This window comes from Faecalibacterium sp. DFI.5.82 (assembly GCF_029076575.1).
GTDB classification, from domain to species: Bacteria; Bacillota; Clostridia; order Oscillospirales; family Ruminococcaceae; genus Faecalibacterium; species Faecalibacterium duncaniae.
The window spans coordinates 1-309 of the sequence record NZ_JARFIS010000540.1; the positions used below are offsets into that span (position 1 = coordinate 1).

1 protein-coding gene is annotated in these 309 nt (G+C 64.1%); it reads left to right on the top strand.

Annotated elements, in window-relative coordinates:
- The coding region (locus P0G09_RS17790) for a GNAT family N-acetyltransferase (protein ID WP_275253333.1) at nucleotides 1-309 on the top strand (309 nt) is incomplete at both ends.

Genomic DNA, 309 nt, shown 5'->3' on the forward strand with positions numbered 1-309 from the left:
GCAGAGATCCTGGACATCTTCAACTGGTATGTCCTGCACCACACGGCAACCTTTCAGGTAACGCCCTCTGCCCTGCCGGAGTATGAGAACTGGGTGGACAGCACCCGTGCGCTGATCCCTCTGCTGCTGGCCCGGGATGGGGACGGTAAGCTGCTGGGCTACGCCTGCGCCCACCGCTACCACCCCCGGGAGGCCTACGCCTGGGCTGTGGAGAGCACCATCTACTGTGCCCCCGATGCCCGGGGCTTTGGTGTGGGGGATACCCTCTACCGCGCCCTGCTGGATATTCTGGACGGGATGGGTTACTGG